Source organism: Avibacterium volantium, from assembly GCF_049366555.1.
In the GTDB taxonomy this organism is placed as follows: domain Bacteria; phylum Pseudomonadota; class Gammaproteobacteria; order Enterobacterales; family Pasteurellaceae; genus Avibacterium; species Avibacterium volantium_A.
This window is the reverse complement of record NZ_JBMMGT010000021.1, coordinates 17955-44232: the sequence shown is the minus strand read 5'-3', so window position 1 is coordinate 44232 and position 26278 is coordinate 17955. Positions and strand designations below refer to the sequence as shown.

19 protein-coding genes and 1 rRNA gene are annotated in these 26278 nt (G+C 43.4%); 8 read left to right on the top strand and 12 right to left on the bottom strand.

The window, feature by feature from the left end; all coding sequences use genetic code 11:
- The first annotated feature begins 24 nt into the window (after positions 1–24).
- Positions 25–139, top strand: a 5S ribosomal RNA gene (rrf, locus tag ACLS0A_RS07880).
- Positions 140–529: 390 nt separating this feature from the next.
- On the opposite strand, the gene ACLS0A_RS07875 is transcribed toward rrf, so the two are convergent.
- Entirely contained in the window at positions 530–1258 is a 729-nt protein-coding gene (locus ACLS0A_RS07875; protein WP_416082931.1) for a 3-deoxy-D-manno-octulosonic acid kinase, read from the bottom strand.
- A gap of 93 nt (positions 1259–1351) precedes the next feature.
- Here ACLS0A_RS07875 and ACLS0A_RS07870 point away from each other — a divergent pair, with 93 nt between their 5' ends.
- Positions 1352–2398, top strand: coding sequence for a glycosyltransferase family 9 protein (locus ACLS0A_RS07870; protein ID WP_416082930.1), 1047 nt, complete (start codon positions 1352–1354; stop codon positions 2396–2398).
- Between the two features lie 157 nt (positions 2399–2555).
- Positions 2556–4394, top strand: a complete 1839-nt coding sequence (locus ACLS0A_RS07865) for an ABC transporter ATP-binding protein (protein ID WP_416082929.1) — start codon at positions 2556–2558, stop codon at positions 4392–4394.
- A gap of 209 nt (positions 4395–4603) precedes the next feature.
- Here ACLS0A_RS07865 and ACLS0A_RS07860 read toward each other — a convergent pair whose 3' ends face one another.
- The 4 genes from ACLS0A_RS07860 to deoC form a co-directional block, all read right to left on the bottom strand.
- Complete coding sequence (locus ACLS0A_RS07860) at positions 4604–5878, bottom strand: M20 family metallo-hydrolase (protein WP_416082928.1); 1275 nt, start codon at positions 5876–5878, stop codon at positions 4604–4606.
- A 9-nt stretch (positions 5879–5887) separates the two neighbouring features.
- Complete coding sequence (gene dcuC / locus ACLS0A_RS07855) at positions 5888–7183, bottom strand: C4-dicarboxylate transporter DcuC (protein ID WP_416082927.1); 1296 nt, start codon at positions 7181–7183, stop codon at positions 5888–5890.
- Between the two features lie 180 nt (positions 7184–7363).
- Positions 7364–7660, bottom strand: a complete 297-nt coding sequence (locus tag ACLS0A_RS07850) for a DeoR family transcriptional regulator (RefSeq protein WP_416082926.1) — start codon at positions 7658–7660, stop codon at positions 7364–7366.
- Positions 7661–7702: 42 nt separating this feature from the next.
- Positions 7703–8392 carry a deoxyribose-phosphate aldolase gene (gene deoC, locus ACLS0A_RS07845; RefSeq protein WP_416082925.1) on the bottom strand — a complete coding sequence of 230 codons (690 nt, stop codon included), beginning with the start codon at positions 8390–8392 and terminating at the stop codon, positions 7703–7705.
- A gap of 136 nt (positions 8393–8528) precedes the next feature.
- Between deoC and rfaD the strand changes: the two genes are divergently transcribed.
- From rfaD to rfaC, 3 genes are all read left to right on the top strand, one after another.
- Complete coding sequence (gene rfaD, locus ACLS0A_RS07840) at positions 8529–9452, top strand: ADP-glyceromanno-heptose 6-epimerase (RefSeq protein ID WP_416082924.1); 924 nt, start codon at positions 8529–8531, stop codon at positions 9450–9452.
- A 208-nt stretch (positions 9453–9660) separates the two neighbouring features.
- A complete protein-coding gene (waaF, locus tag ACLS0A_RS07835) occupies positions 9661–10716 on the top strand; it encodes a lipopolysaccharide heptosyltransferase II (protein WP_416082923.1) in 1056 nt (351 codons plus the stop codon).
- Positions 10717–10729: 13 nt separating this feature from the next.
- Positions 10730–11680, top strand: a complete 951-nt coding sequence (rfaC, locus tag ACLS0A_RS07830; protein WP_416082922.1) for a lipopolysaccharide heptosyltransferase RfaC — start codon at positions 10730–10732, stop codon at positions 11678–11680.
- Here the strand turns inward: rfaC and murQ are convergent.
- Both murQ and ACLS0A_RS07820 read right to left on the bottom strand, forming a co-directional pair.
- Complete coding sequence (gene murQ, locus ACLS0A_RS07825) at positions 11677–12594, bottom strand: N-acetylmuramic acid 6-phosphate etherase (protein WP_416082921.1); 918 nt, start codon at positions 12592–12594, stop codon at positions 11677–11679. The two genes, rfaC and murQ, sit on opposite strands and share 4 nt — an antisense overlap.
- Before the next feature lie 233 nt (positions 12595–12827).
- Positions 12828–13949, bottom strand: coding sequence for an anhydro-N-acetylmuramic acid kinase (locus ACLS0A_RS07820; RefSeq protein WP_416082920.1), 1122 nt, complete (start codon positions 13947–13949; stop codon positions 12828–12830).
- An 88-nt stretch (positions 13950–14037) separates the two neighbouring features.
- On the opposite strand from ACLS0A_RS07820, the gene glmU reads away from it, so the two are divergent.
- Together glmU and ACLS0A_RS07810 are read left to right on the top strand one after the other, a co-directional pair.
- Positions 14038–15408, top strand: a complete 1371-nt coding sequence (glmU, locus tag ACLS0A_RS07815; protein ID WP_416082919.1) for a bifunctional UDP-N-acetylglucosamine diphosphorylase/glucosamine-1-phosphate N-acetyltransferase GlmU — start codon at positions 14038–14040, stop codon at positions 15406–15408.
- A 195-nt stretch (positions 15409–15603) separates the two neighbouring features.
- Positions 15604–16515, top strand: coding sequence for a mechanosensitive ion channel family protein (locus ACLS0A_RS07810; RefSeq protein WP_416082918.1), 912 nt, complete (start codon positions 15604–15606; stop codon positions 16513–16515).
- A 78-nt stretch (positions 16516–16593) separates the two neighbouring features.
- Here the strand turns inward: ACLS0A_RS07810 and ACLS0A_RS07805 are convergent, their stop codons facing one another.
- The 5 genes from ACLS0A_RS07805 to murJ form a co-directional block, all read right to left on the bottom strand.
- Positions 16594–16986, bottom strand: a complete 393-nt coding sequence (locus ACLS0A_RS07805; RefSeq protein WP_416082917.1) for a pyrimidine dimer DNA glycosylase/endonuclease V — start codon at positions 16984–16986, stop codon at positions 16594–16596.
- A gap of 13 nt (positions 16987–16999) precedes the next feature.
- Positions 17000–18547, bottom strand: a complete 1548-nt coding sequence (gene ppx / locus ACLS0A_RS07800; protein ID WP_416082916.1) for an exopolyphosphatase — start codon at positions 18545–18547, stop codon at positions 17000–17002.
- 9 nt (positions 18548–18556) lie between these two features.
- Positions 18557–22579 carry a translocation/assembly module TamB domain-containing protein gene (locus ACLS0A_RS07795; RefSeq protein ID WP_416082915.1) on the bottom strand — a complete coding sequence of 1341 codons (4023 nt, stop codon included), beginning with the start codon at positions 22577–22579 and terminating at the stop codon, positions 18557–18559.
- Positions 22580–22588: 9 nt separating this feature from the next.
- Entirely contained in the window at positions 22589–24352 is a 1764-nt protein-coding gene (locus tag ACLS0A_RS07790; RefSeq protein ID WP_416082914.1) for an autotransporter assembly complex protein TamA, read from the bottom strand.
- Between the two features lie 104 nt (positions 24353–24456).
- On the bottom strand, positions 24457–26028 hold the full coding sequence (gene murJ / locus ACLS0A_RS07785; RefSeq protein ID WP_416082913.1) for a murein biosynthesis integral membrane protein MurJ: 1572 nt from the start codon (positions 26026–26028) through the stop codon (positions 24457–24459).
- Between the last annotated feature and the right edge of the window lie 250 nt (positions 26029–26278).

Genomic DNA, 26278 nt, shown 5'->3' with positions numbered 1-26278 from the left:
AAGATAAAGAATGTAAAGAATTATCTTGGCGGCGCTAGTGCAGTGGACCCACCTAATCCATGCCGAACTTAGAAGTGAAACGCTGTAACGCCGATGGTAGTGTGGGAATTTCCCATGTGAGAGTAGGACACCGCCAGGTATTGAATGAGAGAAGAACGCCATTGAGGGAGCTCGGTGGCGTTTTTTTATTTGTTTTATTTTATATTTCCTATTTTGGGTTTTATTTTGGGGGGCTTTTTTTGCTTAATTTAATCTTGTCTATTCTAATTTATCTTCTCTTTCGTTTTCTTGTTGGTTGAATAACAATGTCAGTGAATTTTACCATTTATGCTGTTAAAAACTTAGCAAAATTACACCGCACTTTGGCTTTATGTTTTTTCAGTAAAAGCCTTATAACTAGCTTGAAATTAATTTTTGAAAAGTTAAAGTAAAATCTCTATCCTTCTTAAGAAGAACGAAAAAGATTTTATCAGAGCGATTTCGTTATTTTTTAGCAGTCGTGTCTTTATAGATTGATATAACGATTACATTATCCCTTATACCCATTCAAAACCTCATTCCAATCCTGTTCTGTAAATTTTATTGCTAGCTTATTTACTTCTTTACTAAAAGAGCGGTGTAATCTGGCGAGATTTTGGGCTTTCCAGTTATTGCCTGATTTTTCGGTGCATTTGTCAAAATCAATCAGCCAGTATTTTTGTTCTGGTGTGGCGAAATGTTGGACTAAAATATTATGGGCGTTAAGGTCGGTGTGGCAGATTTGTCGGTCGTGTAATTGACGGATTAAGCGGCCGATTTGCTGCCAATTTTCAGCGGATAAAGAATGATGTTGTAAAAGTGCGGTGAGATCTTGCGCATTTTCGATTTTTTCACTCAGTAAATCCGCTTGATAGCAAATGCCCACTTTACCTTTAATCACTCTTGCTCCAATGGGTTTTGGCACGGGGAGTCCGTCTTGATGTAATTTATTTAACAAATGAAATTCGGCGAAACTGCGCGTGTGCTGAAGATCGTGGAACCAATAACGATCTTTATTCAACTTACCAAATAAACCACCGCGATAATAATGGCGCAAGGCACAATTTACACCAAAAAGATCCGCACTTTGCACAAACCAAGTTGTCCCCCGCCCTTTGGCTGAACCAAGAATACGCTGCTGTTGCTGCCAAAATTGCGGATTAAAATAAGCGCTGGGATCAACAGGTTGTGTTTCCAGATTAAAAATAAAATATTGGTTTTGCTGTTGCAGTTCAAGCATATTGGGCTGATTTCTTATAGAATAGATCAATGAAAATATTCTACTGAAAATAAAAAAGAATGCTACATTAAGCAGAAAAAGTAAGGTAAATCTATGGCTCTTTTTTCCACGCCCCCTAAATCCATTTGTATTTTACGTCTTTCCGCCATTGGTGATGTGTGTAATGCGCTGTCAGCGGTACAACAAATTCAGCGTTATTGGAAAGATACTCAAATCACTTGGATTGTAGGCAAAACCGAAATGCAGTTATTGCAAAATGTGAAAGGGATTCGCTTTATTCCGTATGACAAAAAAACCGGCTGGAAAGGCATTTTAGCTTTGTGGAAAACCTTGCATGGCGAGCATTTTGATGTGCTATTAAATATGCAAACGGCCTTGCGTGCTTCAATGATTTCCTTAGGCATCAAAGCCACTTATAAAGTGGGGTTTAGCAAAAATCGTGCGCGAGAAGGGCAATGGTTATTTACCAATCGTAAAATTAATGAACCAACTAATCCGCACGTTTTAGCGGGATTTTGGGCATTTGTGGAATATTTAGGCTTGCCTGTGGAAGCGCCAAAATGGGATTTAGCCATCGGCGAAAAAGAAATTTCCGCCGTTCGGCAATTTATTGATCCGACAAGAAAAAATCTGCTTATTTCCCCTTGTTCAAGCAAATCAGAAAAAGATTGGTTGGCTGAACGCTATGCAGAAATTGCGAATATCGCGCATCGTCAAAATATTAATGTGATTTTGTGTGGCTCGCCTGCGCCAAGAGAGCAAGCAATAATCGAAAAAATCATCGCGCTGTGTGATTTTCAGCCTGTGAATGCGAGCGGTAAAACCTCATTATTGGAATTAAGTGCCTTAATCGGAATGGCGGATTTACTGCTTGCTCCCGACAGTGGCCCTGCACATATTGCTACCGCTCAAGGCACACCTGTGATCGGTTTGTATGCCTATCATAACCCACTACGCACAGGCCCTTATAACAATTTGCCCGAAGTGGTTTCCGTGTATGAACAAAATGCCCAGCAAGAATTTGGCAAACCGTCTAGCCAATTACCTTGGGCAACCAAATTGAAAGGCAAAGATTTAATGGCACAAATTTCTGTGGCTGACGTATTAGAGAAAATGCGCCAGATGGGCTTTATTCAATAAAACTGTTAAAAAATAGCCAAGCATTCGCTATAATACGCCGATTTTTGTGTTCGCGAATCGACAAAAATAAAGTGCGGTGGAAAATTCTGTAATTTTTCACCGCACTTATCCTTTTATTTTACCTTGCGAACCTTTCTTTTTATTTCTAGGAAAAACGATGTTTAATAAAATTTTTGAATGGTTTGAAAGCCGCCTAAATGCCTATCCAGAGCAATCACCGAAAACGCCCGAAAAAGGGTTGATCCGCTTTATTTGGTCGAATATGGAAGGAATGCGTGGCTGGATTTTGCTACTTGCGTTGCTCACCGTGGGAACGGGGGTGATGGAAGCCGTGTTGTTCCAGTTTATGGGGATTGTTGTCGATTGGCTCGGCAAGTTCACTCCAGCCACCCTATGGCAAGAAAAAGGCCATTGGCTTTTGGCGATGGCAGCCTTGTTAGTGTTTAGCATATTTTGGTCGTTTACCGCGTCCGCAGTGCGTTTACAAACCTTGCAAGGGGTGTTTCCAATGCGTTTGCGTTGGAATTTCCACCGCTTAATGCTGGGGCAAAGCCTGAGTTTTTATCAAGATGAATTTGCAGGACGCGTGTCGGCGAAAGTGATGCAAACCGCCCTTGCGGTGCGTGATACGGTGCTGACCATTGCAGATATTATGGTCTATGTGGTGGTGTATTTCATCACCTCAGGCATTGTGCTTGCCGCATTAGACGCGTGGTTCTTACTACCTTTTGCCTTGTGGATTGTGGCGTTTATCACGATTTTACGCATTATCATTCCAAAACTTGCGAAAACTGCAGAACGCCAAGCAGATGCGCGTTCTTTAATGACAGGGCGAATTACCGATTCTTACGCTAATATTGCCACCGTGAAATTATTTTCCCACGGTTCAAGAGAAGCCAGTTACGCCAAGCGTTCAATGGAAGAATTTATGGTTACCGTACACGCCCAAATGCGTTTGGCAACATCTTTAGATACCATCACTTACGCCACTAATATCACTTTAACACTCAGCACGGCAATCCTAGGCATTGTGCTATGGAAGCAAGGCAGCGTTGGCGTGGGAGCGATTGCCACCGCCATTGCAATGGCATTGCGGGTGAATTTTATTTCCCGTTGGATTATGTGGGAATCAGCGCGTTTATTTGAAAATATTGGTACGGTGAATGACGGAATGAACACGCTCACCAAACCGCATACTATTGTGGATAAACCGCAAGCCTTACCATTAAAAGTGAGCAAAGGGGAAATTCGTTTTAATGACGTGAGTTTTTCTTATGATCCACAAAAACCGTTGTTAAGCCATTTTAATCTCGCCATTAAACCGGGGGAAAAAGTGGGCTTGATCGGTCGTTCAGGGGCGGGAAAATCTACCATTGTAAATTTGCTCTTGCGTTTTTATGAAGCCAATCAGGGTGAGATCACCATTGACGGACAAAACGTGTGCGATGTTACGCAAGAAAGTTTACGCAGCCAAATTGGCTTAGTGACACAAGATACCTCATTACTGCACCGTTCCGTGCGCGAAAACATTATTTACGGCCGCCCAACTGCCAGCGATGAAGAAATGATCTCCGCTGCACAGCGTGCTGAAGCGTCAGAATTTATTCCTTATTTGAGCGACTCAGAAGGCCGAACAGGCTATGATGCTCACGTTGGTGAGCGCGGTGTGAAACTTTCTGGCGGACAACGTCAGCGTATTGCCATTGCCCGCGTGATGCTAAAAGATGCGCCAATTCTGCTGTTAGATGAAGCCACCAGCGCGCTGGATTCCGAAGTGGAAGTGGCGATTCAAGAAAGCCTCGATAAAATGATGGAAGGTAAAACCGTGATTGCTATCGCCCACCGTCTTTCCACTATTGCCGCAATGGATCGCTTAATTGTGCTAGATAAAGGCCATATCGTAGAACAAGGCACGCACAACGAACTGCTCGCACAAAATGGACTTTACGCCAAACTTTGGCACCACCAAAGCGGTGGCTTTTTAAGTGAAGAATAGATAACATTAAATATCAAAGCAAGATTGCCTAGCAATCTTGCTTTTTTGGGGTATATTCTTGAACGCTTTTCAAGCAACAAGCCATAAATTGCAATCGTGGAATATGTGCCCTAGGATGGCTTGTACAATCAAATATTGTCAAACCGAGCTTAATAGCCTATCAAAATAAATTGAATAACATATTCGCTAAAATAAATAGTTAATCGAACTTACTCTTTATTTAGATTCTCTAGAAGAGAAGTATATATATTTACTCCTGTTAGTAGCTGTTTTTCATCAAAATCAAATTCAGCCTGGTGATGGCCAGCTGTACGATCTGCACCAATTATGAAATATATCGCTTTACCACCATGTTCTTGGACTCTTCTTCCTAGAATAGTGGCATCCTCACTACCATTAAAAGGATATTGTTCAACAACATCTAATATATTTTCTTGATTTTGAGAAATATCAGTAATTAGCTCAATTAATTCTGGATCATTATTCATATCTACGGCTTCACCCATAATTTCAGTGTCATAGCTAAGATTGAAACTTACTGCAACACCATGGGCGATTTGCATAACTTGATCAACCATGTATTGATTGATATTGGTATTTTCACCTCTAACTTCTAGTTGAATTAGTGCGGTAGACGGAACTACATTACGTCCTTCTCCTGCTTTTAGTACCCCAACATTGATACGTGTCATTCCTTCTCCATGACGAGCAATACCGTGTAATTGAGTTATTGCATGAGCAGCGCCTAGCAAGGCATTATGACCTAAATGTGGTGCTGCCCCAGCATGAGCTGGTTTACCTTGATAGTGTATATCTATTTTAGTTGTGCACAAAAAATTAGTTGGATTAGCAATGATGGTTCCTGAATTGGCACAAAAACTTAGATGAGAGCCTGCAAAATAATTTACATCATCAAGTATCCCACTTGCTGCAATAGCAGCCGCTCCACGAACCCCCTCTTCAGCGGGTTGAAAAATAAGTTTTATAACACCTTGTAATTGATCTTTATTTTCAGAAATCCATTTAGCTACACCTAATCCAATAGCCATATGCCCGTCATGACCGCAGGCATGCATTAAGCCATCATTTTGCGACCTAAAATTATTACGATTAGGAAGATGTTCTGTGAGATTTGTTTCATGTACGTTTACACAGTCAATGTCAAAACGTAGTGCTGTGGTATGTCCTGGTTTACCGGAATCAAAAATAGCTACACAGCCAGTATACCCTTGCATTTTATCTAACCATTTCTGTTTAGCGCCAGCCTTAATTGCTCGATCTAAAGAGTGTTCTACAACATCCTTTTGGCGCCCTCTTACTTTATCTTTAGCAATAATTTTTTCTCCAAATAAGAGTTTAAAACCCATTTCATCAAGATAATCCGCTAATTTACTGGTTGTTAAAAACTCTCCCCAGCCAATTTCAGGAAAGCAATGAAACTCTCTCCGCCACTTAATAAGTTGTTGTTCATTAATAATACTCATATTTTTCTCCTAAAGCATAAATAATGCTAAAAATAATACGGCAATTACCATTCCTGGTGCAGTGCGTTTAATCATATCAACAGGATTTACTGCGGCTAGTCCTGCACAGACTATCGCAGCACCTGAGATAGGAGATGCGGTTCTACCTAATGCGCCAGCAATTGCGGCTGCCATGCCTAGATTTACAGATTCATAGCCTAATTGAGCGGCGTGAGGTGTTACTGCTGTATTAAAAGCGATAGCTGCAGCATCTCCTGAACCTGTAATGATTCCCATCAAAAATGGACCGATTGTAGCACCCCAACGAACAAATTCATTTGAGGCTTTTAGATATTCAATCGCTACATCAATTGCTCCTGTTGCTTTCAATCCAGCAACAAAAACACTAGCTGTAATGATTATACCTAGTACATTTGAATAGGAATTTCCCATTCCATTAAAAAATTCATTAGTAATTTTTGACGGAGAAGAACGAGTGATAATCACTGCGTAAATAGCACCGATCAACATTGCCTCAGGAACTTTCATTGCTGTCCAGGATAGACCTTCAATATTATGTAAACTTGTTCCACCAATAATTAAAATCACTAAGGGAACTAAAGGCGCTATGGCATAAAGAATATTGACACTTCGGATCTCTTGATCCTCTTCTTTATTTTGTTCTGTCTCATATTGATCACGGAATTTTTTATTGTAATCACCGTAAATTAGAGCCATTACTGTTAAGCTTATAGCTCCTATAATTCCTGATATTAGGGTATAAGGCGCATGTATAAGATGAACTTCGGTAATATTGATTTTTGCCATCTCACTTAACATTGCCGCATGAGCAGACCCTGGACTTAGCATTGAACCAAAGGTTCCTGCTAAGATAGCTGCAGCTGCTGTTGCTGGTCTAACACCCACAGATCTTAATACTGGGATAAGCGTTGCTCCAACGGTGGCGGCGCAACCAGCGGCTGATGGAATAGCAATATTAATAAAGAAAGTTAATAAGGTCGCAAGTGGAATAAGGAAAAATTTTAAGCCACTAAGTGGTTTGGTGATAAAATATACTAAATGTATATCACATTTAGTATATTTCATTACATAAGCAAAACCCATACTAGAACAAATTGCCATAATTAATCCGGCACTAGTCATTTGCTTTGAAAATGCTTGCAATGCGCCCATAGGGTTAAAAGCGAGAAGTGCCATCAGCAATCCCATTCCAAAAAGAACAGTCCGCGTTTCATATTTTCTTACGAGCAAGTAAATTGTAGCAATGATTCCTAGAATAGCTATCAATATATTTATTTGTTGCATTTATGTACCCCACTAATATAGTTTGAAATGTAAATTTAGATTTAATTCTACCCTTTATGATATATAAAATTAACACTAAATAAATCATATATTTTTTATATGAAAAGATATTTTTGCTAATCTAAACGAAATTTATGATATAAATCAACAGGTAAAAGAGTATAATTGCTTAATTATCATTCAAATATCTAATCCGATTACCGCACCCTCAAACACATAATCCATCACTTGCTGCGCTATATACTTTTTCGCTTCAGAATTTAAACGTTGTCTTGCTTGAAATGAGTGACCAATATCCTTTGATTGGCTGCTCATTGCACCTCCGTGTACACGATGTAACAAACCTTTTTGATTTAATGCTCGCAAATCTCGGCGAATGGTTTCCACCGACACACCAAATTGCTGAGCAAGCTCATTAACATTCACTTTCCCTATTGAATTGACAAGCTGTAAAATTTGCGACGTTCTTGTTGGCATTATTCCTCCAAACGGTCAAAACAGTCATTCGGGCATTATAAATTAATACCCACTCCCCTGCGCATTTATTCCTTTCACAATAGCAACTCCAGCGCTTACGCCTAAACGGGTTGCGCCAGCGTTGAGCATTGCTAGTGCGGTGGCGGTGTCGCGGATGCCGCCTGAGGCTTTTACTTCCACCTTGTCGCCGACGGTTTGCTTCATCAGTGCTACATCTTCAACCGTTGCGCCGCCGGTGCTAAAACCTGTGGAAGTTTTAACAAATGCCACCTTGAGCGCTTTGCAGATTTCGCAAGCCTTGATGATTTCTTCTTTGGTTAGTAGGCAGGTTTCTAAAATCACTTTTAGGGTTTTACCTTGGCAAGCAGCAAGCACGGTGGCAATATCTTGTTCCACAGCTTGCCATTGATGGGCTTTGGCAAGGCCAATGTTGATCACCATATCAATTTCATCAGCCCCTGCATTAATGGCTTGCTCCGCTTCAAAGGCTTTCAGTTGGCTTAAATTTGCCCCTAAGGGAAAGCCAACAACGGTGCAAATTTTCACCGCACTTTTCTCTTTGCGATTTTGCGTGAGTGCCTGCTTAGCCAGTGGAATATAGGCGGAGTTTATGCACACGGAACAAAATTGGTGTTCAATCGCTTCTTGGCATAAGTTAAGAATATCTTGCGGGGTTTTATCTGCGCCAAGGGCGGTGTGGTCAATGTATTTGGCAATATCTTGTGGTTGCATTGTGTGTCCTTAATCTGGTCTGGATTTGTGCTATATCATAACCTAAAAGCGGTGGTGAGCGCGAAATTTCTTTAGCCCTTATGCGCAAAATCCTTTAGAATAAACGGCAATATTGAAATCAAATGAGGATTGAAAAATGATTATTGTAACTGGCGGCGCAGGCTTTATTGGCAGTAACATCGTAAAAGCGTTAAACGAGATTGGACGCACAGATATTTTAGTGGTGGATGATTTAAAAGACGGCACAAAATTCGTCAATTTAGTGGATTTGGATATTGCGGATTATTGCGATAAAGATGACTTTATTGCGTCCATTATGGCTGGCGATGATTTAGGCGATATTGATGTGATCTTCCACGAGGGGGCTTGCTCAGCCACTACCGAGTGGGACGGCAAATTTGTGATGGAAAACAATTATGAATATTCCAAAGAGCTATTACATTATTGTTTAGATCGCCAAGTTCCGTTCTATTATGCGTCCAGTGCTGCCACCTATGGCGACAGCGATACCTTTGTCGAAGCGCGAGAATTTGAAAAACCGTTAAATGTATATGGTTATTCTAAATTCTTATTTGATGAATATGTGCGTAAAATCCTGCCAGAAGCCCAATCACCTGTGTGCGGCTTTAAATATTTCAACGTTTATGGCCCAAGAGAACAACACAAAGGCAGTATGGCAAGTGTGGCTTTCCACCTTAATAACCAAATTTTGAAAGGGGAAAACCCAAAATTATTCGCCGGCAGCGAGCATTTCTTGCGTGATTTTGTCTATGTTGGCGATGTGGCGGCAGTAAATATTTGGTGCTGGCAACACGGCATTTCGGGCATTTACAACTGCGGAACGGGCAAAGCGGAAAGTTTCGAGTCCGTAGCGCAAGCGGTATTAAAATTCCACGGCAAAGGGCAAATTGAAACCATTCCATTCCCAGAGCATTTAAAAAGCCGTTACCAAGAATACACCCAAGCGGATCTCACCAAACTGCGCGCCACAGGTTATAACAAACCATTCAAAAGCGTTGCCGAAGGTGTCAGCGAATATATGGCGTGGTTGAATAAATAACATAACTACGCAATTAAATCAGATGTAAGGGCGAACCTGTGTGTTCGCCCGAAATAACAGGATTAGTCGTAAAAAATTAGCAAAAATTTCACCGCACTTTTATTTTTAGCTAAATATAAGTGCGGTGGGAAATTGGCGATTTTTGAGTGAGTGAGCATAACGTTCCCCCGACAATTGATATAATTCACAAATTAATGAGAACCGCAAAATGAACATCTTAATAATTGGCCCATCTTGGGTTGGCGATATGATGATGTCGCACAGTTTATATCAATGCTTAAAACAGCAATATCCTGGTTGCCAAATTGATGTGCTTGCGCCCAATTGGTGTAAACCCTTGTTGGAAAGAATGCCGGAAGTCAGACGTGCGCTCACAATGCCCATTGGACACGGTACCTTTGGCTTGAAACAGCGCTATGAAATTGGGAAAAGTTTAAGAAATCAATATGATATGGCGATTGTGTTGCCAAACTCACTCAAATCTGCATTTATTCCTGTGTTTGCTAAAATTGCTCGCCGCCGTGGTTGGAAAGGGGAAAGCCGTTATTTCTTTTTGAATGATTTACGCGCCAATAAAAATGATTACCCAATGATGGTGCAGCGCTATGTGGCATTGGCTTATGAAAAAAACGCCGCGCCAACGGCAGCACAAATGACCTTTCCTTATCCTTATTTACAGGTGAGTAGCCAACAAATCGAGCAAACCAAAAGCCATTTCCACGCACAACTTGCACAGGCAGAAAATCGTCCAGCGATTGGTTTTTGTCCGGGCGCGGAATTTGGCCCTGCCAAGCGCTGGCCGCATTATCATTATGCTGCGCTTGCTCAAATGCTAATTGAAAAGGGTTACAGCATTCGTCTGTTTGGTTCAGCAAAAGATGAACAAGTGGGTGATGAAATTCGTGCCAGTCTGCCGGAAAATTTACAGCCTTATTGCTTAAATTTAGCGGGGCAAACCAGCCTTAATCAAGCGGTAGATTTAATTGCAGATTGCCAAGGCGTGGTTACCAACGATAGTGGATTAATGCACGTTGCGGCAGCGGTGCGGCGTCCACTGGTGGCGCTTTATGGCCCAACTAGCCCACAATATACGCCACCATTATCTCATCACGCGGTGATTATTCGCCTACAAAAAGGCGGATTAGAAAAAATTCGTCAGGGCAAAGACAGTGCCGAAGGCTATCACCAAAGCCTTATCGACATCACGCCTGCGATGGTAATGGAAAAATTAAGCGAAATTTTACCGCACTTTGATCAGGCATAAATAAGGCAGAACGATGCGGATTTGCTTAGTTAAAACCTCTTCAATGGGCGATGTGATCCACACCTTGCCCGCATTGACCGATGCACAAAAAGCTTTGCCTAATTTACAAGTGGATTGGGTGGTGGAAGAAAATTTCGCGGAAATTCCTACTTGGCATTCGGCGGTGAAACAAGTTATCCCCGTTGCCATTCGCCGCTGGCGCAAACAGCTTTTGCAACGCAAAACTTGGCAAGAATGGCAAGCCTATCGCCAATTATTACAACAAAATCAATATGATGCGGTGATTGATGCGCAAGGCTTAGTGAAAAGCGCATTGTTCGCCGTGCGTCTAGCGCAAGGGGCAAAGCACGGCTATGATAAACATTCCGCACGCGAGCCTTTGGCTGCCTTATTTTATGATGAGCGCTACGCCATTGATTACCAGCAACACGCCGTAGAACGCATTCGCCAGTTATTTGCGCAAGCCTTGGGTTATGCGCTTCCGAGCCAACAAGGGGATTATGGCATTGCACAGCATTTCCCCGTGCAACAAAGCCTGCCGCCTTATGTGTTGTTGATTCACGCTACCACGCGCGCGGATAAACATTGGTGTAATCAAGAATGGAAAAAATTAGCGCAAAATCTCACCGCACTTGGGCTTGCCGTGCATTTGCCTTGGGGAAATGAGAAAGAAAAACAGGCAGCAGAATGGATCGCGCAAGGCATTGAAAATGCCGTTGTTCTGCCGAAAATGGATCTCACCGCCTTAGCCCAACATATCGCCAATGCCCAAGCGGTGGTTTCTGTGGATACTGGGTTGGCGCACCTCACCGCCGCCTTGGATAAACCGAACATCACCCTTTATGGTGCAACTAACCCTGATTTAATCGGCACTTATGGCAAAAATCAATATCACTTACAAGCGCCCACAATGGCACAGATTTCTGCCGAAGCCGTATTGCAGCGCTTACGCCCTTTGCTTTAATTTGATTTTAACGCCCCTTGCAAGCGTCCTTGATTTTCACGCAATAATTGCACCGCACTTGGATAATCCAGATCCGCCAGCAACATTAAGATGGCCACTTTTGCATTGTTGTGCGCAGCGTTAAGGGTTTGTTCTGCTTGTTCAGCGGTGCAATCTGTCGCCTGCATTACGATACGCACAGCACGCGCCACTAATTTTTGATTGCTGGCTTGCACGTCCACCATTAAATTTTGGTAGCATTTCCCTATTAGCACCATACTGGCGGTGGTGAGCATATTCAGCACCAGTTTTTGTGCCGTGCCAGATTTCAAACGGCTTGAGCCAGTTAGCACTTCCGCGCCTACCTCAGTGATAATGGCAATCTCCGCCACCTGTGCCATCGGTGAATTGGCGTTGCTAGCAATGGCCACCGTGGTCGCACCTAAGGATTTCGCATAATCCAAGCCGCCTAGCACATAAGGCGTGCGCCCGCTGGCAGCAATCCCGACCAAAATATCTTTCTCATTAAAATCAATTTCTTGCAAATTTTCCACCGCACTTTGTGGATTATCTTCCGCCCCTTCAATGGGGTGGCGCAAAGCACGTTCGCCCCCAGCGATAATGCCTTTTACCATTTCATTGGAAACGCCAAATGTAGGTGGACATTCTGACGCATCAAGCACGCCCAAGCGTCCACTTGTGCCAGCCCCGAGATACACCAAACGCCCCCCTTGCTGAAACGCCTGCACGATTTTTTCCACCGCAGCGGAAATTTGTGGCAAGCATTTTTCGATAGCCAACGGCACGTTTTTGTCTTCCGCATTCATTAATTGCACAATTTCCAACGCCGAAAGCTCGTCCAAATTCATTGAGTTTGGATTACGTTGTTCCGTGCTAAGTTGCGAAAGTTGATTGAGTAATGGGTTGTTTTTCATTTTTTATCTCTTTGGTTTTTGGGGAATATAGTGTTCCTGATTTTCAAATCTCCCTTAACCCCTCTTTGCTAAAGAGGGGGATTGTTCTTGAGTAAAATCGTTCTCAGTGCGGTAAACAATTATAAATTTCCTGCTGCTCTTTTTTATGATTTTTTCTCTCAGAGCGTCAAATTACCCTCATTAAAATCCCCCTCTTTAGCAAAGAGGGGTTAGGGGAGATTTGTCCAATAGCTTTAAAAATCCTTAGGATAAATCACCCCTAAACTCACCGCCTTTGTTGCGCCGGTAACGCTAGGTTCGTTGGAGGGTAAATTTTCCATTCGGCGGTAAGCTAACCACGCGAAGGCGGCGGCTTCTAAATAATCTGCGTCTAAGCCGTAATCTGTGGTGGTGGCGATTTGCCAATCGGGCAGTAAACGTTGCAAGTGCGCCATAATGACAGGGTTTTTCGCGCCGCCGCCGCAGACTAATAATAAACAAGGAAGCGCGTTGTGTTGGCTTAAGTGTTGCAGATCTTGCACGGTGCATTGTGCGGTAAATTCTGCCAGCGTTGCTTGCACATCTTGGGGGAGAAGTGCGGTGTGTTTTTGCAGAATTTTTTCTAGCCAAGCTAAGTTAAATAACTCTCGCCCCGTGCTTTTCGGGGCAGGCAAGGAAAAATAAGGATCTGCCAACAAATCTTGCAATAATGCAGGATTGCTTTGCCCAGATGCTGCCCATTCGCCATTTTTGTCATAGCTTTTCCCCTGATGTTTGGCGATCCAACTATCTAGCAACGCATTACCCACGCCTGTATCGTAACCTAGCACAGGTTGGTTTGGGATCAGCACAGAAATATTGCTAATCCCACCAATATTCAGCACCACGGTATTTCGTGCAGGATCAGCAAACACATTGTGGTGGAAAGCAGGCACGAGTGGCGCGCCCTGTCCGCCATAGGCCATATCTTTACGGCGAAAATCGGCTACTGTAGTAATGCCTGTGCGAGCAGCGATAATATTGGCATCGCCTAATTGCCAGGTAAAGGGCGATTGCCCTTGCGGTGCGTGCCAAATGGTTTGTCCATGGCAGCCTACCGCCTGAATTTGTTTTGCGCGAAGAGAATGTTTCGCCAAAAATTGGTTGATGCTTTCTGCATAAAGTACGCCAAGTTGGTGATCTAGTTCGCCAATTTGCTGTAACGAGCCTTGTCCTTGCTGGCAAAGTGCGGTGAGATTTTGGCGCAAATTTTGTGGCATTGGCACAAAATCCGTGGCGACCACTTGCGCAGGCTGAGTGGAAAAATCCATTAGCGCGAGATCTACGCCGTCAAGGCTCGTGCCAGACATCACGCCGAGGTAATAATGGGATTGCATAAACATTTCCATAGAAAATTTGAATTGGCGATATTCTATTATAAAATAGCGCAGATTTTTATCTTAAACAGACAGAACAAGGATTTTTATGAAAAATTTAAGCGTAGTGATTTTGGCTGCGGGCAAAGGCACAAGAATGTATTCCGATTTGCCAAAAGTGTTGCATAAAGTTGCAGGCAAGCCAATGGTGAAGCACGTTATTGATACAGCCAAACAGCTCAATGCCGATAATATTCATTTGATTTATGGCCACGGCGCAGAATTATTACAACAACACCTTGCCGATGAAAATGTAAACTGGGTGCTACAACCTGTGCAACTTGGTACAGGACACGCAATGCAACAGGCCGCGCCATTTTTCGCCGATGATGAAAATATCGTGATGCTTTATGGCGATGCACCACTTATCACTGCGCAAACCTTGCAAAAACTGATTGATGCCAAACCAGAAAACGGCATTGCATTATTGACTGCGCATTTGGACGATCCAACAGGCTACGGACGGATTATTCGTCAAGACGGCAATGTAGTTGCCATTGTTGAGCAAAAAGATGCTACGCCAGAACAATTAGCCATTCAAGAAGTGAATACAGGGGTAATGGTTTCTAGTGGTGCAAGTTTCAGAAAATGGTTAGCAAAATTGGATAATAACAATGCGCAAGGTGAATATTATATGACTGATGTGATTAAATTCGCCAACCAAGACGGCTGCAAAGTAGCTGCTGTGCAAGCGCAAGATTTAATGGAAGTGGAAGGCGCAAATAACCGCTTACAACTGGCGGAGCTTGAGCGTTATTACCAGCGTAAACAAGCGGAAAAATTATTGCTAGCGGGCGTGAGTTTGCGTGATCCAAACCGTTTTGATTTGCGTGGCGAAATCACTCACGGTAAAGATGTGGAAATTGACGTGAATGTGATCCTCGAAGGCACCGTCAAATTGGGTAATCGTGTCAAAATTGGTGCTGGTTGCGTGATCAAAAACTGCGTGATTGGCGATGATGTAGAAATCAAACCTTATTCTGTATTTGAAGATGCTGTGATTGGAGAAGAAGCGAAAATTGGGCCTTTTGCCCGCCTTCGCCCAGGTACAGAACTTGCCGCACAAACCCATATCGGCAACTTTGTCGAAGTGAAAAAATCGCAAATTGGCAAAGGCTCGAAAGTGAACCACCTAAGCTATGTGGGCGATAGCGAAATTGGCGCAAATTGTAATATCGGCGCAGGTACTATCACTTGTAACTATGACGGTGTAAATAAATTCAAAACCGTAATTGGTGATGATGTGTTCGTAGGTTCAGACAGCCAACTGGTAGCCCCAGTAACCATCGCCAAAGGCGCAACCATCGGCGCTGGTACAACCGTCACCAAAGATATTGCAGAAAATGAACTGGTGATCTCACGGGTTCCACAACGTAATATCCAAGGCTGGAAACGCCCAGAAAAACTCGAGAAAAAATAACGTGGTTACTATCATTGCTGGTTATGATGATTTTTTAGCCAAAAGTGAAGATGAACGGAACATCTTGCCAATCTTTTTGACTAAGTAGCGATGCCGTTATTCAATGTGCATCAATAATAAGCAATGATGCCCTGCGATAAAGTGCGGTGCATTTTGTCGCAGTTTTTTTATTTTTAATGATCTAAAGGAAAGTTTATGACAACTGAAAATGTTCAAACCGCTGAAAATACAGTGGATATTCAAGCGCAAACTTCAGCGTTGATTGAAAAAGTTCATTCAATGGATATGAACACGCTCTTGAATGATTATGTGATCCCTTATGGCACGAAAATTCTACTTGCGATTGCCATTTATGTGATTGGTAAAAGTATCGCACGCTTGCTTAGCCGCTTGCTTGGCAAAGCCGTGTTGCATTCTACCAAAGACGAAATGTTGCACAGTTTTGTGTCATCAATTAGCTATTTCTTATTCCTATTAATGGTGATTATCGCCGCACTTTCGCAGCTTGGCATTAACACCACATCACTTGTCGCATTAATTGGGGCGGCGGGTCTAGCGATTGGTTTAGCCTTACAAAACTCGCTGCAAAACTTTGCCGCAGGCGTGATGATTTTAATCTTCAAACCTTTCCGCAAAGGCGATTTAATCGAAACAGGTGGCGTGTTAGGTGCAGTGGAACAAATAGGTTTATTAGTGCTTGAACTGCGTACTGCGGACAACAAAACGGTACTTATTCCAAATGGTAAAGTGTTTGGCGACAGCATTACCAACTATTCCAGCAATGCTACACGCCGTATCGACTTTATTTTCGATATTGCCTATAAATCTAATATTGAACAAGCGAAAACTATTGTGGCGAACATCTTGGCGCAAGATCCTCGCGTGTTGAAAGACCCAGAACCCACCATCGCAGTGGGCGCACTCGCCGCAAACAGCGTACAGCTGGTGGTTCGCCCTTGGGTTAATACCAGCGATTATTGGGCGGTACATTTTGATATCACGGAAAAAGTGAAGTTAGCTTTTGATGAAGCCGGCATTGAAATTCCCTTCCCACAAATGAATATTCATTTGCCTGAAAACGCGGAAGTGAAATTGGGGCAGAAGTAATTCCCTTATCCCTTACATAAAGAAAAAACGTATTTGGGGTTTATTCAAATACGTTTTTTATTTCCTTGGTATTCTACATTAGCATTCCACATTCTTTGCCAGCGTAAATCTCGCCACTTTAGGCATTCTTAATTGAATGCGTTCGCGGTTGAGTGTTAAGGCGTTTTCTGTGGGCTGGTAATCTTGCCATAGGCTAGGATCTTGCGGTAAATTTTCTGGCCAGAAATATTGCACGTTAAAGCCGCGCGCTTTGCATTCTTGGTGGAGGAGATCGTAGCGGTTTTTGAGAAATTGCAGTTTGTTGAAAAAGAATCGAACGTGTCCTTCGCCTAATTTGTAATCCGCAGGCTGCCCAGCAAGATTGTATTTTCCTTTGGCAACCGCGTTGGGAATGCGAGTGAGTTCGCGATGTTCGGCGAGTAGGTGTTGATCGCAAAGTTCTTGTGGTGGGACAACATTAATCCTTGTCATGATTTTTCCTTATTTATGAAAAGGTTAGCCCTAAATCTAATTCTTTTAATAATTTGTTTTCTGCGATGAGATCATTGCGCACTAAGGGATTATGCGCTAAATAACTTGGCTCAAATTGGAGCGTCCATTGCGCTAAAGTGCGGTCGGTTTTTAGGCAAATTTTTTCACTTAACACGGTGGCTTGACGCGATTTATTAAGCAAAATGGCTAAACGTAATAAACGTACAAGTGCGAGAATGTCTTGCTCAGCATAACGAGAAAACTTGGCAAAATCAGTCCGTTTGATATTGTTGAGCTGGTAACGAACCAAGGTGGCGAGCAGGCGTTGTTGCTCTTTATCAAAGCCCGGTAGTTCCATATTTTGTAGAATGTAGGCGGAATGCTTTTGCACGCCTTTGTGATTAATCACGATACCCACTTCGTGCAGATGTGCCGCCCAAAGCAGAATATCTACCATTTCTTCTTGTAATGTGGAGTTTTGCCAAGCGTGGTATTGCTGAGCTAGTTGTTTGGCACTGTGATATACGCGTTCAGATTGTGCCATATCAAGGTTAAATTGTTCAGCAAGGGCAAGGGCGGTGCGTTGGCGGATATTGCTTACCTGAAACGTCTTTTCTAAGCTATACATCACGCCTTCACGCAATGCACCGTCTGAATAACGCATTTGTTGTAGCCCGAATACGTTAAACACAGCGGTTAAAATAGCTAATCCAGGAACAAAAACATCAGCTCTGTCTTCATTTAATCCTTCTAGCTGAAGTTGGTCAAAATGCGTGGCTTGTAGCACTTTTTCACGTAGCTGAGCTAAGCGTTGTGGTGTGATGATGCCGTTGGGATCAAGATTGGCGACAATGACTTGATAAACGGTTTTGATTGTGCCTGATGAACCGAGTACCGATTGCCAGCCTAATTTACGATATTCAAAGGCTAAATCTTCAATTTTATTCACCGCACTTTGTTCCGCACGCTGAAAATTTTCGGCGGAAATTTCCCCTTGTGGGAAGAATTTTTTCGCAAAGCTCACGCACCCCATATGACGGCTTTCAGCAATCAGCGGGTGAAAATCTTCGCCGATGATCATTTCTGTTGAGCCTCCGCCAATGTCCACCACAAATTTTCGCCCAATTTCAGGCTGGGTATGCGAAACGCCAGCGTAGATGGTTTTGGCTTCTGTTTGCCCGCTAATAATGTTGATCGGGTAGGGGAAAACCTGTTCCGCTTGGCGTAAAAATGCTTCATTGTTTACTGCGGTTCGCAGCGTAAAAGTGCCAACCACATTGACATTTTCGGCAGAAAATCCTTGCAACCGTTCAGCAAATAAGGCTAAACAATTTACCCCACGTTGAATGGCCTCTTGGCTTAATACATTATTTTCATCTAAGCCTTCAGCCAGCTGTACTTTCTGTTTTAAGCGCGACAGTACTTGGATTGAGCCATTGATAATGCGGGCGATGATCATATGAAAGCTGTTTGAACCCAAATCAATGGCGGCGATTTCACGTGCTTCGCCACGCTGATGTAAATAATCAGAGGCTTTGGCTAGAAGGTTTTCGTTATTCATAAAATTGCCCTAAAAATCAAAGTGATAAAGTAGGTCAAAGGCCTGATTTACGCCCGAAACCGATTGTAAATAAAGTTGTGGTAACAATTTGTAGCGTACCGTAAATTCGGCTAAGCCGTCAAATAAGCCTACGCCGTATTTGAGCTGTAAGCGTGGTGTAATGTTGCCGCTCACCGTAACTTTGGAACTGTCGCCCACCCCTTGCGTGCCTAGGCTGAGATCTTGCACACCAAAGGCTTCGCCGATACCGCCGACTAATTTACCGCTTTTCGCTAAGCCCATTCCAAGCAGTGCCGCCCCGATTGAACCGCCTGATCCTGCTTCACCGCTATTTTCCAGCGAACGCCCTGTTAGCAAGTAGGAGAGGGCTTCATCTTGCGAGCTAGCAGGATCGGAGAACACCGTAACTTGCGGGGCTGTGGCAATGCCGATTACTTTTACCCCAGCGGTAATATTGCTGTTTTCCATTGCAGTTGGGTTGCGAATGGCTTCAATATTTAACATTGGTTGAGATGGCAAGCCAGAAAAACTGATTTGCCCTTTGCGAATTAGCAAGTCTTGCCCATAAGCGGCATAGCGCCCATTTTTCAAGTAAATTTGCCCAAATAAACCCAGTTTGCCTTTGTCTTGTTTGACTGAAAGCAAGCCGTTTAAGCTGGTGTTTAAGCCGTAAGCGTTGAGGGTAACATCATCACCGATATTAATTTTCAGATCGGAGCGAATTTCCATACCGCTTTTCGTACGCGCTTTAATTTCACCGTTTTTTAACCCCACTTTGGTTTTGTCTGGGCCGTCTAAAATCACTTCATCACCGCTTACGGCAACGGCGCTGTCTGGCAGTTCTTCAATGGCAATTCTTGCCCAAGGAATATCTACCGTACCAGAAATATCAAGCAGTTTTGGATTGGCGGTGAGTTCCACATTTGGGCTAATTTTTAATTTTGCCATTGACGGAATATTCACATTAAAGCGATCTGCTTTGGCTTGCACGCGCGTGTTCCAGTGTTCCACATCTTTCCAATCCGCTTCGCCAGTAATATCTAAACGGCTTTCAGGGCTTTGCACATAGCCTTGCAAGGTGGAACGATTGCCGGCAAAACGCATAGATAAATTGCCGTCTTTAATGGTGAATGGCAGGGATTTCATTGTGGCACTTAAACGATTAACATCAAAATTACCGTGAATAAGCGGTGCATTGAGATTGCCGCCTAAGGTGAGGTTGGCAGCAATTTCGCCATTGATTTTTTCGCCACTTGAAAGCAGTTGTTTGGCTAAATTGAGATTTAAGCGCTGAATGCTAATGTTGCCCCCTAAGGTGCGAGATTTCGCCAAATCTTGCAATTTAAGTGCGGTGGTAATTCGGCCATTTTCCACTAAATCAATGGCGGAATCCAAATTCAGATTGCTGTTTTCCATTTGGGCTTTAATGTCCACTTTCGGAATAGCAAGGTTGAAGGTGCGATAATCAATTTTCTGCGCCACCGATAAATGATTACCAGCCACTTGCACATTGAGTTTCAGCGGTTTATCGCTAAACCACGCCACCGTTCCCTGACTTTGTAATTGCCCTTTGATTTGCGTTTGGCTCTGTTCTTTATCCAATAATTTGTTGATTAAGGCTAAATCCAATTTACGCACTTGGAATGGCACTTCGCCGTTTTTCCCTGCGGTGAAATTTTTTGGGAAACATAGCTCAATATCGCTGTTTAACCAGCAATGTGAGGAAATGGCGGCTTCAATTTTGTTTTGGTTATAAGTTACTGCAACGCCTTGATTGGTTTGCCATTTTCCCACTGGGGATTGAATATCCACACCGCTAATTTGCCCTTTCCAGATTTGCGAAGAGCGGTCGAAATTTCCTGCAATTTTTAAATTAGCCGCCACAGGTTTACCCTGTGATTGCAGTTGTAATTGGTGATTTTTTTCATCGCCCGATAACGCAAGGGTCGCTTGGTTAATTGCCACATCGGCATATTTCAAGCCCGTTACATTGGCGTTTAAATCACCGCTAATCACTTGGTGCGAGCGAATATCCCCTTTAACGGCGAATTTATTCAGCTGTAATTGTTGGAAGCGAATATTGTTACCCGTTAAATCCACGTTTAAATTTGGCTCACGAATGTCCCCTTTCAATTTTGCATAGCCAAACAGGGTAGCAGAAAGTTCAGGCAGTAAACCACGCAAATTTGGCGCGTGAATATCAAGGGATAAATCGGATTGCTGGCTGATTTCCCCTTGCATTGCAATACGATTTTCACCGTAATTAAGCAACAGATTTGGCACTTGCAACCATTTGTTGTTATCTGCGCTGAGCTTGCCTTTGAGGCTTAATGGCTGGCGAGAAAGCGTGCCGTTAATGTCTAAATCGGGGACGTTAATTGTCCAATTTTGCCCATCAACTTGCCCTTGCGAGCTGAAATGACCAGACAGCACAGCAGGCATTGAAGGCAAATATTGAGTGATATTTAATTGTGAAAAATCCACCGCACTTTGCCATTGCACGCCTTTTTGCCAGTTTACTTCACCGCTTAAATTCGCTTTGCCTTGTAAGGTGTTAAGCGCAAATTGTGTGATGTTCGCCTGCCAAAGTTTACCGTTAATTTGGCTGGTAATTTGCGTTTTTGGCGTACTCATTCCAGAAACATCGGCATTCAGTTGCGCTTGGTAAGCCAGTAAATCGCCAGTTAGATTGAGCGTTAAATTTTGTACTTTCAGCGGATCTTTTTCTTTCTTATCAAAAGGATATTGCAAACTTTTACTGGTTAGCTTGAGATCAAAGGGCGTTTTTTCTTGGTTAAGTGCCACATTGCCCACTAGCTCCGCATTAATGTCCCCTTTGCTTTGCAAATGAAGCTGCGTTTGCCCACGCAATTTGCCTGAAAGTTGTAGGCTGAGATCGCCCTGTGGGATATTCAATGGCGCATAGCCTTTCAGTTGGCTGTTAAGCTGAAAATCAAGGGGGAAATCTTCGTCCAGCTGCATTGTGCCTTGCCCTGCTAGCGTTCCCACTGAACTGGTGATATTCAGGTTGTGCAGCTGCACTTGATTGCCTGTGGCATCTGCGTTGATTTGCAAAGAGGACACCTCAATTTGCTGTGTAGGGGCAGGCGAGGTTTCACTTTTTGGTGCCTTATTTTGTGCATTATCTTGCGTTTGATTTGCGCTGTTGAAATGCTGTTGATATTGCCAATTTTTGCCTTGAATATCGGTAATATGGAGATCAAAAGGCAGCTCAATTTTATTTAAATTGCCGAGCAAAGCTGGGGTAAGTTTTTGTTCTAACTGTTGCCAATCAATGGCTTGCTCTGTTGGTGGAGTGGCTTTGCTTTCCGTTTTTTGTGCGGTTTTTTTTTCTTCTGGAGAGCTGTAAGTTTGTACTAACAAATCATTAATCTGTGTTGGCGCAAGGGTAAAACCGCTTTCATTGTTTAGGCTAAGTGCGGTGGAAAAATGGGCTAAATTAATCTGCGTTTGATCGATAGTTAAAGCTAAATCCTGCACTTGCACATTATCTGCTTGCACTGCCACAGGCAGATGAATTTTCTTCATTGGGCTAGGATCTTTATCCTTTTCTTCGGACGGAGGCAGCTTTGCAGTGTCGATATGAATTTGTGGTTGTTGAATGCTGAGATCTTGCAGGCAAACTTTGGCTTTCAGCAAGCAAGATAAATCCAGTTGCAAATGGGCTTGCTGAATTTGGGTATCCACGCCCTCTGATTGAAATTTGACATTATGCAGGGTTAGCCCATTTTGCAAACCACCTTCCACCTGCTCGATAGAAAGGCTATCCATTAGCTTATCCACCAGCTGAATCAAACCACGCTGACCTTGATTGGTGGCAAGGGTGGCGAGCAAGGCAAAAATCGGTAAAAAAATCACCGCACTTATGCACAGCAGCTTTTTCCATAATGGACGTTTTTTCTTCACGACAGGGGCGTGTTCCGCCTGATTTTCTGTACCTTGGTTTTCAGTGCTTTCGTTTGTTATATTTTGCTTTTCAGTATTTGGGGTGGATTGCGCTTCTTTTGTCATTTTTGTTGCCTATAATTCCGAACCTAAACCAATGTAAAACTGCACGTTTTTGCTGTTGTCTTTATCACGAATTGGGGTGGCAATATCCAGTTTTACCGCGCCGATAGGTGATGCCCAGCGCACGCCCATTCCCGCGCCATAGCGCAGTTCTTCTAAATCGAAACTGTTCGCCGCAAGCCCTGTGTCGGCAAAGGTGGCGAGCCACCAGTTTTCATAGACTTGGTATTGATATTCCAATGTTCCCGTGGCAAGACGGGTTGCCCCCACCAATTTGCCATCGGCATTTTTTGGTGAGATTTTTTTATAGCCGTAACCGCGCACGCTACGATCGCCCCCAGCAAAGAAACGAAGTGCGGGCGGAATTTTCTCTAAATTTTTGGTCTGTAACCAACCGATCTCACCACGCACTAAGAAACGGTGATTATCGGCAAAGGTGCGAATCCACGCGCTGGACGCTTGTACTTTGAAGAAATTCGCATCAGAAAGCCAGATTTTATGCCCAAAATCCACGGTTAAACGCTGTGCATCACCCCAAGTTGGGAATAAACCGCCCCTTAAGCGGGTACGGCTAATAGACGCCGTGGGGTAAACTAACCAAGTGCGATCAGAATGATTGGCTTGGGTGAAAGAATCATAACGCACACGCAACCCAAGGGCGTGCTGCCAGCCTGATACGCGATTCCAATAACGCAACGCCGCAAAGGTGCCTGATGAGGTTTCTGTGTCGTTAGTTTTTTCCCGTTCGTAACCTGTGGAAAATTCATAATAATAACGCAGCGGATTTTTCAACAATGGCATTTTATACACCGCTTCCACCGTTTGTTTTGGCGCAGAAGCATAAAGATTAAAACGGAAACTATGCCCACGGCTGTTGATCCAAGGTTTTGTCCAGCCCCATTGAAAGCGCGGGCCGACATCGGTGGAATAACCTATCCCCACGTCCATGGCATTTTTTTTACGCGGCGTGAGTAGCACATCAACATTAACGATTTTATTTTCTTCATCAAGGTTAGGTTGCACTAACACCGAACTAAACCAGTTGGTGGAGGTGTAATCGTTGGTAAAACTGGAAAGATCATTGATGAGATAAGGTTGCCCTTCTTCAATTTCCATCATATTACGCAAATAATCTTCACGAATTTGCGAGCGTTGAAAGGTGAATTTGCCGAAGCGATAGCGTTCGCCACTATCAAAGGTGATTTTCCACCAGCCTTGATAAGTGGAAGGACGCACTAATAATTGGGAAACATCAAAGTCCGCATCAAAATAACCGCGTGCCAGAGCAAGGGATTGCAGATCGCTTTTGTAATCTTCGTATTTGGAGTGATAAAGCAATTCGCCAAGTTTAGGCAGTTTTTTATCTAGCACTTTGAAGGCTTCATCGTCTTTTGCTTGGCCCAGAATTTGAATATCCATTCCTGTGAGCAAAACAGGTTTACCAGCATTAACATCGGCGATGAGTACAGGGCGTTTGCCCCCTTTGGCAGGTTGTAGGCGGAAATCAATTTTAATGTTGTAATAGCCGTAAACACGCAAGGCTTTTTTGATGGCTTCACTCACAATATATTGATAGCGATCTGAGCCGTCCGCTTCTTCAGGATCGATCATCTTGGTGTAAATATCCACGTTTTCAATGGCTTTTACCCCTTTTACCCCAATCACTTTGAGATCCACGGTATGCTCAGCGTAAACATTTAAACTGGTTAAAACACAACCCGCCAGCAAACTTAGTGCGCTGAGTAAATGGCGTTTTTTCTGTTGTAATAATTTCATAATGTTCCCCAATAATCTTGCTCTAGTTTACGTTTTAGCAACGCGCTGCGCAAATATTCCCATATTAAAGTGCGGTGAAATTTTTCATTATTTTTATAATGCGTTTATGAATGGACTAAATGGCGTTTGCGAATGCCTAAAAGCAATAATGTGCCGCCATAAATCAATGCTGCAAGGGCAATAAGCCAAGCCAGCCAGTGAATGCGAGTGATAAATGTCATTTGTTGCCAGCTTTCTAATGTTGGGCAATAGTGCCAAATCATAGCGCCCATTGCTAGCCCTGCTATCAAAACTTTGACAAAAAACACCGCACTTTGTTTACTAAAATGATAAATATTTGCCTGCGCCAGCCCGCGGTAGAGCAAATAGGCGTTTAAAGTGGCAGACATCGCCGAAGCAATGGCAAGCCCCACATAGCTAAAAGGAATGGCAAGCAGGTTAAATGCCATATTGCTCACCATTGCGATAATGCCGATTTTCACGGGGGTTTTGGTGTCTTGGCGAGCATAGTAACCATTGGCGAGAATTTTAATCAGCATAAAGCTCAACAGCCCCGCATTAAAGGCAAGCAGGGAATAGGAGGCGGCTTGCACATCAGAAAAGAGGAATTGACCTCGCATAAATAGCACTAGCAACATCGGCTGTGCCAACACGCCAATGCCGATCATCGCAGGCACGCCGAGTAATAAAATCATTCGCACGCCCCAATCCATTGTGTTGCGAAAATCCACTGCACTTTGTTCGGCATTATCCGAACGATTAACGTGGTGGCGGGCGAGGGTTGGCAAGATCACAGTAGAAATGGCGATACCAAAAAGCCCAAGAGGAAATTCGAGCAAGCGATCGGAATAATACAGCCAGCTAATCGAGCCTGTCATTAAGAAACTAGCGATAAAGGTATCCAATAATAAATTGATTTGGCTCACGGAAACACCGAATAGAGCTGGGATCATCAGGGTGCGGATTTTCTTCACTCCTTCATCATTCCACGCCCATCGCGGTTTCACCAAAAGCCCTGCTTTTTTTAAGAACGGCAGTTGAAATAAAAATTGTAGCAAGCCGCCGATAAAGATCCCAATAGCAAGAGCGAGATCGGGGCTAGGGGTGTGCGGTGCGAGAAAAAGTGCGGTGCAAATCATCGCCACATTGAGCAACACAGGGGAAAACGCCATTACGCCGAACTTGCCTAAGGTGTTTAAGATCGCCCCTGAGAGGGCGACAAAGGTGATGAACCATAAATAAGGAAAGGTGATTTTGAGTAACAACGAGGCTTGCTCGAATTTTTCCCCGTTTACCCCGTCATTAAGCCAGTCGATGAACCAGCCTGTACCAAAAATAGCGGCAACAACGGGCGATCCGACCATCGCCAAAAGGGTAACAAGGGTAACCAATCCTCCCAATGTGCCTGACACTTTGCTGATAAATTGCTGAGTTTTGCTGAGATCGCCGGCTTTTTGGTATTCCGCCAACACAGGCACAAAGGCTTGAGAAAATGCCCCTTCGGCAAATAAACGGCGTAAAAAATTGGGAATGCGATTGGCGAATAAAAACACATCAGCTGCCACACCTGCCCCGATAATTTGGGCGATAATCACATCGCGCACCAGCCCCAAGACGCGGGAAACTAAGGTCATCACACTGACGATAATGCCTGATTTTAATAATCGTTTACTCAAAATGCTTTTCTCGCTGAAGAAAAATTTGGCTTAATTGTATAGAAATTTTGTTTTTAAGCTATATTCTAGGCAAAAAAACTGATAAAATTCGCCCACATCGTTTGGGTGGGCTACATTGAAAGCCGCATTTTCAGCGAACGATGCAGACTTTCGGTTGTGTCTCACCGAGTAATCAAGCTAAATTTTGCTAATTGTTTATTGACAATTATGGAACGGAAAGGCATAGTTTACGCCTTTATTTATCTCATAA